The following is a 10,743-nucleotide window of genomic DNA, read 5'->3' as shown; positions in this document are numbered from 1 at the left end:
TCGAACGAAAGAAACTTTCGTTACCGGGCTGAAACGTGCCGCCGCGGGCGTTCGAACGAAAGAAACTTTCGTTGCCGAGCGGATTCGCGCCGCAGCCGGCGTTCGAACGAAAGAAACTTTCGCTACAGACCCGATTAGCGCCACCGTCAGCCGCCGTTCCAATGAAGCAGAGGGCGACGGGCTGGTGTAGACAACAGTAAAGAAGCGCCCGGCGTCCTCGCGGACGATCAGGCGCTTCTTCGGTTGGACGGTGCGGTTGTCGGTTTTGTGAAATGCTCCAGTCTTGGCTTCGCTCAGCTGCGCCCATCGCTTCCATTCGATGATGACGGGCCGCGGACTCGCGTCCGTGCCCTCACGCCCAGAATTCAGTCCATTCCCGTTACGTCTTCACTTGCGGTTGTTTCGCCATTCAGGTCCAACGGAACCACACCTCTCATGGAGCACCGTCCGACAATAGCTTGCGCAGCTTGTGGGAAGATTATGCGCTGCGCCGGAACAACGCGTCGCTTAATTGCGTTTCATCTTGACCCACTTGCGATCCTTTTTTGAGGTTTCGGGGAACCGTTGGCCCTTCTCCAGCTCGACCTGACGGGGGTCTTCGATGCCCATATGGTAATCGTTGTCGCCGACCTCGATGTATTTGCCGTTGTTCGGCGCGCTGTCACCCGGATTGAACTCGGTCCATTCGCCCATGCGGCTCGCCTCCTCGGTAGAGAGTCACCAGGTGCTGCAGCGAGCGCAGCAACCGCAGTGCGGTCTATAGTGTGCGCTGTGGGCGGGCTTGCGATACGAGGGAGCTGTACCCGTTGCAGAGTTGATGCGCAGCAACTTCGATAAGCTGCTCTTGCGCGGTGCCTATGTAATCTGGTATACTACTGTGGTGCGAAATATGGCATGCGAGTAAAATCGCTCCTTGCTCTCTCATCGCGAGAGGGCCGCTCAGTCCAAAAGGAGGTGAAAACAATGCGCAAATACGAAGTGATGTATATTATTCGTCCCGAGGTTGAACAGGAAGCTGTTCAAGCAATCGTCGACAAGTACAATGGCATCATCGAAAACGGCGGTGGAGAAGTCTCCAAGACTGACATCATCGGCAAGCGCCGTCTTGCGTATGAGATCAACAAGATTCGTGACGGTATCTACGTGCTGGTTCATTTCAACGCAACTCCAGAAGTTGTCAACGAGTTGGACCGCGTCATGAAGATCCAGGATGAGATCATCCGTTTCCTGGTCGTCAGAGATGTTGTTGCCTAAGAGCCTGTCCCGATAGGCTCCTACGCAAGTGATGTAGGATTGGAGGCGATAAGGTGTTAAACCGTGTTATTCTGATAGGGAGACTGACGAGAGATCCCGAGATGCGCTACACTCCGGCGGGAGTGGCTGTTACCCAGTTCACACTGGCGGTGGACAGACCCTTCACATCCGGACAAGGCGAGCGGGAGGCCGACTTCATCCCGATCGTAACCTGGCGTCAACTCGCCGAGACCTGTGCTAACTACCTGCGCAAAGGCCGCTTGGCGGCTGTCGAAGGCCGGATTCAGGTGCGGAACTACGAGAACAATGAGGGCAGACGCGTCTACGTGACCGAGGTCATCGCGGACAATGTCCGGTTCCTGGAGTCTCCTAACCGTGAAGGCGGCGGCGGACAGCGCGAGGAGTATAGCGGCGGTTCTGGCGGCGGAGGCAGCTATGGCGGCTCCGGCTCTGGCAACAGCGGCGGTGGCGGTAATTACGGCGGTGGTTCCGGTTCTGGCAGCGGCGGCTCCGGAGGAGGCAACTCCTATGGTGGCGGCGGAGGCGGCAATCGATCCGGCGGCAACAATTCTCGCAACAACGATCCGTTCTCAGATGACGGACGCCCTATCGATATCTCCGAAGATGATTTGCCATTCTAAGAGAAAGGACGATGGAGACGAATGAGCTTTAAACCAAGAGAAGACGGTGGCGAGCGCCCAGAGCGCAAGTTCCGTAAAGGCGGCCGCAATAAGCGTCGCAAAGTATGTTACTTCACAGCTAACAAAATCAAGCACATTGACTATAAAGAGACGGATCTGCTCCGCAAATTCATCAGCGAGCGCGGCAAAATCTTGCCACGTCGGGTAACCGGCACTAGCGCAAGATACCAACGCATGCTGACGACTGCGATCAAGCGTTCGCGTCAAGTGGCATTGCTGCCTTACACAACGGAATAGTCCTCGCGACATCCCGTACAAAAAACAGCCGATCTCGGCTGTTTTTTTGTTTTGGTGGAATGCCCAGCATGGGCGTCATCACTACGGTGAAAGCCTGAAAAAGTCGGCCATGCACATGAGGAAGGAAGGCACTAATAGAGCGAACTCGAAATAAACGAACGACAAAGCATACTCATAAGGATATCCACATGTGGATAAGATGAGCGCGATTAAGTTATGTACAGGTGGACAAGTGGTTCCGGAAAGATGCGAGCATGTGGATAGGGGATGAAGCAACTCGTAGCGGCAATGCAATATAAGGATGATCGCGACTGGAAAAGGCGCGGAGGCTGCGAGAGCGCCGGTGAGCCCGGCCGGAGCAGCGAGAGGGATCTGAGATCGTAGTGGAGGCGAGCGCGAGGCATAGGTTGCAGGGGAGACGAGAGAGCGAGCGGCCCGGGCAGGATGAGCTGGCGCGGGATCGAAGTGGCGATAGCGTCTGGAGAGGGTGAGGAGGACGAGAGCCGGGCATAGACGTGGGACGTCTGCGCCCGGCTCTTCGATATGAGGAGCAAGAACCTAGAAGCGATCCGCTTGCTGCTCGGCGATATCGCCGAAGTATGGCACCTTGAACCAGCTGCCGCGAAGCGCCAGGAGCATCGTAATGATCCAGGCGATAAACGAGAGCGGGGTCAGCACCAGATTGCCAAGCCAGCCGATAAACGGGATCATCCCGAGTACCATGTTCACGACGAACAAAGCGCCGAAGACGATAATGGACTGCATCGCATGAAATTTCACGAAACGGCTATTTTTCTCCAGGACCAGGAAAATAATACCAGTCACAAAAATGCCCAGGTAGCAGAGTAAGCCTGCGACCTTCGGATCGAGGCCGGTGGATGAAGCCGGCAATTGCGGTTCTTGCATAAGTATAGTTCCTCCTTTCGCATCGAATCCTATCGATACCCTATTCGATGCTTGACCGGTGTATTCCTCTTTAAAGTTCGCTAAAAACAGCGTCTGGTCTGTAACTTCGTGTCGAGCAGCATCGTTTATTAAGTTGTAGAAGCGTTTAATTGATTAAGGAATGGAGTGGATTTGCACTCATGTTGACACGAAGACGCAAATGGCTCATTGCCGCTGCTTCGCTAATTCTGATTGTCGTAACGATGGCTTACTTTAATCGAACCACACTGGCGATGTGGGGCTTTGACCTGCTCTTGTCCAAGGAGATCGAGGAGAGCCTGGAGGAGTCGCACCAACCGCTGGAGGGGCGCGAGCCCAAGCCGGTCGAGAACGTCGAAAAGCCGCGCGAGCCGTTTTCGCTGCTGCTGCTGGGCATCGATCAGCGCGGCAAGGAACGCGGACGCTCGGACACGATGATCTATACGATCGTCCGTCCAAAGGATGGCGCGATGCTGATGGTCTCGATTCCGCGCGATGCGGACGTGGAGATCGTCGGTCGAGGCAAGCAGGACAAGATCACCCATGCCTATGCCTTTGGAGGCCCCAAGATGGCGCTGGAGACGGTAGAAAAGCTGTTCGATACCAAAATTGATTATTACGCCACGATTAATTTCGAGGGCTTCCGCAACGTCATTGACGCCATGGGCGGCATCGCCCTCCCGATTACCGAAGACTTGGTCAACAAGGACCCAAATCACGAGAAGTTTGTGGTCAAAGGCGGTCAAGACTTATATAATGGACAGGACGCCCTAAATTATGTACGCTACCGCGAGGACGCCGGCGGCGACATGAGCCGGACCGAGCGTCACCAGACATTTATCCAGGCGATGATGGACAAAGCGACAACTGTCGGTCAGTGGGGCAAGGTGCCGGAGCTGATCGAAGTGATGGGCAGCAACTTTACGACGGATCTGAGACCGCAGGAGATTATCAGCATCGGCAAATCGATGCTGCAAGCGAAGCAGCGCACCCTATATAGTCATACATTAAAAGGAGAAGGCAAGATCGGCCGAGGCGGCGCTTGGCTGTTCCAGGTCGATGAGGCGGATCTGGACAAAGCGCGCGGCTGGATCGCCAGTTGGCTGGACGGGAGCATTCCGCAGCGCGAGCTGCCATTGCCGGATCAGTACGTCCGACAAGGCCAGTCTGATTCGCCTGCTGCCTAAGCTCGGCCCAGCTCTTCTCCTGATGCTTTAGGGACAAGAGAAGGAAACGGAGTGGCGAAGAGGTATGAACATTGCATTTTTTTTGTTGCCGAAGCAGGAGGTCGTCTGTCTGACGCAGGAAGTGACGCTGCGCCAGACACTGGAGCGGATGGAGCATCATCGCTATACGGCGGTGCCGATCCTCGATCGCGACGGAGGCTATTGCGGCACAGTAACCGAGGGCGATCTGCTCTGGTACATGAAGAATCACCCGGAGCTGACCTTCGACCAGGTCCATCGGGTGAAGCTGTCGGAGGTGCCGCTCGGCAAGGATATCCGTACGGTGCAGATCAACGCGAATATGAAGGATCTGATCTCGCTCGCCAAGGTGCAGAACTTCGTGCCGGTGGTGGACGATATGAACCGATTCATCGGGATCGTCCGCCGCAGCGATATTATCGACTACTGCGAGAAGATCATCGCCGAGTCGGATACCGGACCGGCCACTGTGCCAGGCATGCCTGGTAAGGAATCAGGCAACCTGTCGTAGCTGGCAGGTTGGAGCAGGCGCAAAATGGGTATAACGGCACATAGAGCCTAAGAGGCATCATGCATCGAATCAAGTCGTCTGCGCCGCTCGCGGTCACGGCTGGTCGTCTACTCACGGCTGGCTGCTGATACGAGCGGCTGTAACGCTTTACTCTTGGAGGTATGGAATGGCTAACAGAAGAAGACCAACGGGTGCGGGCAACCGGCCCTTGCGCGTGTTGCTGGGCATCGCTGTCGTACTCGTCGTCGCGGCAGGCATCTACATGACGCAGTCGCTGTTCGGCGGCAAGGACGAGCCGGGCAACGGTCCGGATACGATCGCCGAGGGCAATGACGACGGCAACAACAAGCCGGACAACAGCGATAAGCCGGGAGGCACGGCAGAGGAGGTCTGGGACGGCGAGGAGGAGGCGACGCCTGCGCAGCTGTCGCAGGTGTACGATGTCGTCATCTCCAATGGCCGCGTCATCAACCCGGAGCACGGGCTGGACAAGGAAGGCATGAACATCGGCATCACGGGCAATACGATCGGCGTCGTCACCTCCCAGCCGCTGCAGGGCGAGCGGGTCATCGACGCAACGGGTCTGGTCGTGGCGCCGGGCTTCATCGATAACCTCTCCTACGATCCCAATCCGCTCGGCGTCTGGAACAAGATCGCCGACGGCGTAACGACCAATATCGCCATGCATGGCGGCACGACGACGCATAGCAGCTGGTATGCGCACTATGAGCGGGACAGGCCACCGGTGCACTTTGGCGCTTCGTACTTCTATACGCAGGCGCGCAACCAGTTCAAGCTCGGGCGCTATGATGCGGCCAAGCCTGAGCACACGGCCGAGATGCTGAAGCAAGCGGAGGAGGCGCTGAACAACGGCTCGCTCGGTCTGTCCTTCAGCTTCGAGTACGTGCCGGGCATCACGGTCGAGGAGGTCATGCCGTTCATGGAGCTGGCCCATGAGTACAATGTGCCGGTCTACTTCCACGGACGATACTCCAGCATGGAGGGCGGCGCAGGGACGAACATCGATACGATGAAGGAGATCCTCGACTATGGCCGCAAGAGCGGCGCGGCGGTGCATATCGACCATATCAACAGCACGGGCGGCACCTTCTCGATGCCGGAGTCGCTGAAGATGATCGACGATGCGCTGGCCGAGGGCATCGATGTGACGGCATGTATCTATCCGTACAACTACTGGGGCACCTATCTGAACTCGGCTCGCTTCGACGAGGGCTGGCAGGAGCGCTTCCGCATCTCTTATGACGACCTGCAGATCGCGGGGACGAGCGAGCGGCTGACAGAGGAGAGCTTCCGCCGGTATCAGAAGGAAGGCAAGCTGGCGGTCGCCTATGCGATCCCTGAGGAGGACGTCGTCCTCTCGTTCCAGCATCCGGTCGTCATGATCGGCAGCGATGCGATCCTCGAGCCGGGGCATAACAACCATCCGCGCGCGTCGGGCACCTTTGCCCGGTCGATCGGCAAGTACGTCCGCGAGGATCAGGCGGTCGGGCTGTCCGAGATGATCGCCAAGCTGTCGCTCATGCCGGCGCAGCGTCTGGAGAAGCAGGTGCCTGCCTTGCAGAAGAAGGGACGGCTGGCTGCGGGGATGGATGCGGACATCGTCATCTTCGACTATGATACGATCATCGATCGCTCGACGGTCGAGCAGCCGGAGCTGCCTTCGGCCGGCATCGAGTACGTCCTCGTCGAAGGCGAGCTGGCGCTGGAGAATGGCGAGGTCAACCGCAGCACTCGGCTCGGCAAGCCGATCCGCAGCGAGTTCGTCCGGTTCGACGGCAAGGTCGGCTCGCTCGTCTGGGACGGCGCCGACTATCCGGTCGTCCACTACCGCGACCGCAACTACGTCGACCTGGACGCGCTGCAAGCGCATGGCTACGCGATGACGTGGGACAAGGTCGCGCGCACGTTTACGCTGAGCGAGGCGTCTGCCGCTGGCGACGCGGGTGAGGCCAGCACACCTCCGACGAACGGGGAGCTCATGCTGGAGCGGGGCTACAAGGCGGTGCTGGGCGAGGCCGAGGCAGAGCTGATCTCGATCGGCGAGCGGGCCTATGTGCCGATCCAGTTCCTGCAGGAGCTGGGCCGCACGATCAGCGACGAAGGCGATGTCTGGACGGTACAGTAGCATGAGATCCGGCGGCTCGGATAACGGGGTCGCCGGCGTTGGACAAGACGCAGCCTTGACGGGCTGCGTCTGTTTTGAATTGAGGCTACATACATATAGAGAGGCCTCAGTTCAGACGCCCGCCCGGATGGCGCGCCGCATATATTGCGTTTGCGTTTTATGGTATAATGGAGCGTAAAGCTTGCTACCAAGCCCATATAGAAGCAAGAGGTGAACCGGTTGAAAGTCGGCTTGAAATCAATTCTCTGGAGTGGCCTGGCGCTCGTACTGCTGGTGTCGGTTGCGCTGCCGGGCATCAATCTGCTCGCCGTGCCGGTCGTCATGGTGCCGTTTGTCCTGCTCTATACGTCCCTTACAAGGCAGCAGTTTGCCCTGCATACGCTGATTGTGCTGCTCGTTGCGTTTTTTATTCACGGTCCCGTGTCGCTCATATTCGGGTTTTTCTTCCTGGTGCCGGCGCTGATTATGGGTCATCTGTATCGTCGCCGCGCAGCCGCCCGCACCGTCGTCACGGCCGGGGTGCTCGCTGTGCTCGGACAGTTCCTGCTGGAGATGGTGCTCTTCAACGCGCTGCTCAGCATCTCCATCACCGGCGAGATGGGCAATATCATCCGCGAGCAAATAGCGATGCTGCATGCCCAAGGCTTGTTGCCGCCGAGTTGGACGACCGAGGTGACCGAGGCGTTCGTGCGCTCCGTTATCCAATCGATTCCGTGGGTGCTGATTGCGGCTTCATTTATGATCGTCATCATCACGCATGGTCTGACCCGCAAGCTGCTCTCCCGAGAAGGCATCGAGGTGCCGGGCTTCAAGCCGGCCAAGGAATGGATGCTGCCCAAAGCCTTCGTGCTCTACTACTTGATTGCTCTGATCGTGGATCTGTTCGTCGACAGCACAGTCGATTCGTTTATGAATACCGTGCTGGTCAATCTGATTCCGCTCTTGCGGCTCGTGTTTACGATTCAGGCGATCGGATTGTTTTTCTACATCGCCGATCAGAAGCGGTGGAGCAAGGCGGTGCCGGTGCTGCTGGCCATCCCGCTGTTCCTCTTCCCGCCGCTCAGTCTGATCGGGGTGCTTGATGTTGCGTTTCCGATCCGGAAGTCTTTTACGAAATCCTAGCTACAGGGGCGGATGAGAATGCCGAAGTTTCTAATCAAACGATGGCACGGCATGGCGCAGGTATGGGCATTTGTCCTCCTGCTGATCATGACGGCGGCCTTGGCGTGGTACGAGTGGCCTGTGGGCGTGCTCGGGCTCGTCGGGACGCTGGGCTTCGCCTGGTATACGGTGCGCGCCGAGCGCGCCTTCCGCAGAGATCTTAAGAACTACCTGGGCACCTTGTCCTATCGGGTGAAGAAGGCTGGCAATGAGGTGATCAGCGAGCTGCCGTTCGGGATCATCCTCTACAATGAGGAACGTCATGTGGAATGGCATAATCAATATGTCTCGGAGATGCTCGAACGCGACTCGATCATCGGCGTGCCGCTAACTGAACTGTTCCCGGCGCTCCAAAGTCCGCTCAAGGACAAGAAGGAGACGATCGCCGAGGTGACGATCGGGGAGCGCGTCTATGAGTTCCTCCTCAAGCAGGAGGAGCGGCTCATCCATATCCGCGACGTCACGCGGCGCTGGAAGCTGGAGAAGCGGTACGAGGAGGAGAAGCTGGCGATCGGCATCGTCATGATGGATAACCTGGAGGAAGCGACGCAGGGGATGGACGATCAGCAGCGGGCGACCTTCCTCTCCAAGGTGACCTCGGAGATTACAGGCTGGGCGCAGCACTATCAGCTCTATCTGAAGCGGCTCACCTCCGATCGCTACCTGTTCATCACCGATCAGCGCACGGTGAGGCAGCTCGAGCAGTCGCGATTTGTGCTGCTCGACGAGGTGCGGGAGATGACCATCGAGAACAAAATCCCGATGACGCTCAGCATCGGCATCGCCGTCAATGCCGAGAGCATCAACGAGCTCGGCCAGTGGGCGCAGACGAGTCTGGACATCGCGCTCGGCCGCGGCGGCGACCAGGTGGCGGTCAAGGACGGTCAGCGCCAGACCTTCTACGGCGGTCGCTCCAACGCAGTGGAGAAGCGCACCCGCGTGCGTGCGCGCGTCGTCGCCCATGCGCTGCGCGATATGATCAAGGAGAGCAGCAATGTCGTCATCATGGGGCACAAGATGCCGGATATGGACTCGATCGGCGCAGGAATAGGTGTGCTGAAGGCGGCCCGGCTGTTCAACAAGGACGCCTACCTCGTGCTCGAGGGGGTCAATCCGGCGATCCAGAAGATGATGGAGATCCTCGCCGACGAGGAGCATCTGATGAAGCGCATCATCTCGCCGGAGCAGGCGCTCGGGCTGGTCGAGGGACGCACGCTGGCGGTCGTCGTCGACACGCACAAGGCGTCGATGGTCAAGGAGCCGCGGCTGCTGTCTATGACTGATCGGATCGTCGTCATCGATCATCATAGACGGAGCGAGGAGTTCATCCACAATCCGCTGCTCGTCTACATGGAGCCATACGCTTCCTCCACCTGCGAGCTGGTGACGGAGCTGCTGCAGTATATCCATGACCGCGTCATCCTCGATGTCGCCGAGGCGACGGCGCTGCTCGCAGGCATCACGGTCGACACCAAGAGCTTCTCGCTCCGCACAGGGGCGCGCACGTTCGAGGCGGCATCCTTCCTGCGACGCAACGGCGCCGACTCGTCGCTCATCCAGCGGATGCTCAAGGAGGATCTCGAGGAGTACATCAAGAAGGCGGATATTATCAAGCACGCAGAGATTATGTATGACCATGTCGGCATCGCTGTCACGAAAAGCGGCAAGTATTCGCAGCTCCTGATCGCCCAGGCGGCCGACACGCTGCTCAACATGACCGACATTATGGCGTCTTTCGTCGTTGGCCAGCGGACGGACGGTCTGATCGGCATCAGCGCCCGCTCGCTTGGCCAGATGAATGTGCAGATCGTCATGGAGCGGATGGGCGGAGGCGGACATCTGACCAATGCGGCCGCCCAGCTCGAGGGGACGACCGAGGAAGTGGCGGCGAAGCTCAAGCAAGTACTCGAAGCTATCGATAAGGAAGAGGGGTTATTCGAATGAAAGTCATCTTCTTGCAGGACGTAAAAGGTCAAGGTAAAAAAGGCGAAATCAAAGAGGTATCTGAAGGTTATGCGCGCAACTTCCTGTTCCCCAAAAATCTCGTGAAGCTGGCCTCCGACGGCAACATCAAGACGATGCAAAACCAGAAGGCCTCCGAGCTGAAGAAGAAGGAGCAGGAGAAAATCGACGCCGAGCAGCTGGCAGCCAAACTGGGCGAGATGACCGTCGTCATCAAGACGAAGGCTGGCGAAGGCGGCCGACTATTCGGCGCGATCACGTCGAAGCAAATCGCCGAGGCGCTCGAGGGCCAGCACGGCATCAAGGTCGACAAGCGCAAGATCGAGCTGGCCGAGCCGATCCGGGCGCTCGGCGTCACCCAGGTCGCCGTCAAGGTGCATCCCGAGGTGAAGGCGACGCTCAAGGTGCAGGCGGCCGAGGAGTAAGTGCATCCTGAGTTACTTCGTGATCAAAAGCGAACTTTTTGAAAATCATAGACTTTATATGCTGTGCGCATCTAAACGGCTCTGATTTCAACGGAATGAAACTTACTATGCCGCCTAAGGACGGCAAAGCCGTTTCACCTCGACTACCTCTCAAGTTCGAGTTCAAAAAGATCGGTTTTCAGCACCGAGAAGATTGAAGGCAGGAGGAAATGAGGAG

General features: G+C 58.0%; 12 protein-coding genes. 10 read left to right on the top strand and 2 right to left on the bottom strand.

Going from position 1 to position 10,743, the window contains the following annotated elements; all coding sequences use genetic code 11:
- The coding region (locus tag PA598K_RS37230; RefSeq protein WP_221414091.1) for a hypothetical protein at nucleotides 1-190 on the top strand (190 nt) is incomplete at its 5' end.
- A 317-nt stretch (nucleotides 191-507) separates the two neighbouring features.
- Here PA598K_RS37230 and PA598K_RS03200 read toward each other — a convergent pair.
- Nucleotides 508-693 carry a YjzC family protein gene (locus tag PA598K_RS03200; RefSeq protein WP_128655457.1) on the bottom strand — a complete coding sequence of 62 codons (186 nt, stop codon included), beginning with the start codon at nucleotides 691-693 and terminating at the stop codon, nucleotides 508-510.
- Between the two features lie 270 nt (nucleotides 694-963).
- Between PA598K_RS03200 and rpsF the strand changes: the two genes are divergently transcribed.
- The 3 genes from rpsF to rpsR are packed head-to-tail and all read left to right on the top strand — an operon-like array spanning nucleotide 964 to nucleotide 2,192.
- Nucleotides 964-1,254, top strand: coding sequence for a 30S ribosomal protein S6 (gene rpsF, locus PA598K_RS03195; RefSeq protein ID WP_128655456.1), 291 nt, complete (start codon nucleotides 964-966; stop codon nucleotides 1,252-1,254).
- A gap of 53 nt (nucleotides 1,255-1,307) precedes the next feature.
- A complete protein-coding gene (ssb, locus tag PA598K_RS03190; protein WP_128655455.1) occupies nucleotides 1,308-1,895 on the top strand; it encodes a single-stranded DNA-binding protein in 588 nt (195 codons plus the stop codon).
- A 21-nt stretch (nucleotides 1,896-1,916) separates the two neighbouring features.
- Nucleotides 1,917-2,192 (top strand): 30S ribosomal protein S18, encoded by a 276-nt coding sequence (gene rpsR / locus PA598K_RS03185; RefSeq protein WP_020621000.1) that lies wholly within the window; start codon nucleotides 1,917-1,919, stop codon nucleotides 2,190-2,192.
- A 558-nt stretch (nucleotides 2,193-2,750) separates the two neighbouring features.
- Here the strand turns inward: rpsR and PA598K_RS03180 are convergent.
- Nucleotides 2,751-3,098, bottom strand: coding sequence for a DUF4870 domain-containing protein (locus tag PA598K_RS03180; RefSeq protein ID WP_128655454.1), 348 nt, complete (start codon nucleotides 3,096-3,098; stop codon nucleotides 2,751-2,753).
- A gap of 179 nt (nucleotides 3,099-3,277) precedes the next feature.
- On the opposite strand from PA598K_RS03180, the gene PA598K_RS03175 reads away from it, so the two are divergent.
- The 6 genes from PA598K_RS03175 to rplI all read left to right on the top strand — a co-directional run bounded on the left by PA598K_RS03175 (nucleotide 3,278) and on the right by rplI (nucleotide 10,526).
- Nucleotides 3,278-4,303: an LCP family protein gene (locus PA598K_RS03175; protein ID WP_128655453.1), complete on the top strand. Its 1,026-nt coding sequence runs from the start codon at nucleotides 3,278-3,280 to the stop codon at nucleotides 4,301-4,303.
- Nucleotides 4,304-4,367: 64 nt separating this feature from the next.
- Nucleotides 4,368-4,832, top strand: coding sequence for a CBS domain-containing protein (locus PA598K_RS03170; RefSeq protein ID WP_128655452.1), 465 nt, complete (start codon nucleotides 4,368-4,370; stop codon nucleotides 4,830-4,832).
- 166 nt (nucleotides 4,833-4,998) lie between these two features.
- Nucleotides 4,999-6,978, top strand: coding sequence for an amidohydrolase family protein (locus tag PA598K_RS03165; protein ID WP_128655451.1), 1,980 nt, complete (start codon nucleotides 4,999-5,001; stop codon nucleotides 6,976-6,978).
- A 210-nt stretch (nucleotides 6,979-7,188) separates the two neighbouring features.
- Nucleotides 7,189-8,100: a YybS family protein gene (locus PA598K_RS03160; RefSeq protein WP_260405243.1), complete on the top strand. Its 912-nt coding sequence runs from the start codon at nucleotides 7,189-7,191 to the stop codon at nucleotides 8,098-8,100.
- A gap of 18 nt (nucleotides 8,101-8,118) precedes the next feature.
- Nucleotides 8,119-10,083, top strand: coding sequence for a DHH family phosphoesterase (locus tag PA598K_RS03155; RefSeq protein WP_128655449.1), 1,965 nt, complete (start codon nucleotides 8,119-8,121; stop codon nucleotides 10,081-10,083).
- Nucleotides 10,080-10,526, top strand: coding sequence for a 50S ribosomal protein L9 (gene rplI / locus PA598K_RS03150; RefSeq protein ID WP_128655448.1), 447 nt, complete (start codon nucleotides 10,080-10,082; stop codon nucleotides 10,524-10,526). The genes PA598K_RS03155 and rplI overlap by 4 nt, the downstream gene beginning before the upstream one ends.
- Nucleotides 10,527-10,743 lie beyond the last annotated feature (217 nt).

Origin of the sequence: Paenibacillus sp. 598K (assembly GCF_003851045.1) — a bacterium.
GTDB lineage: Bacteria > Bacillota > Bacilli > Paenibacillales > Paenibacillaceae > Paenibacillus_D.
This window is presented reverse-complemented; position numbering and strand designations above follow the sequence as displayed.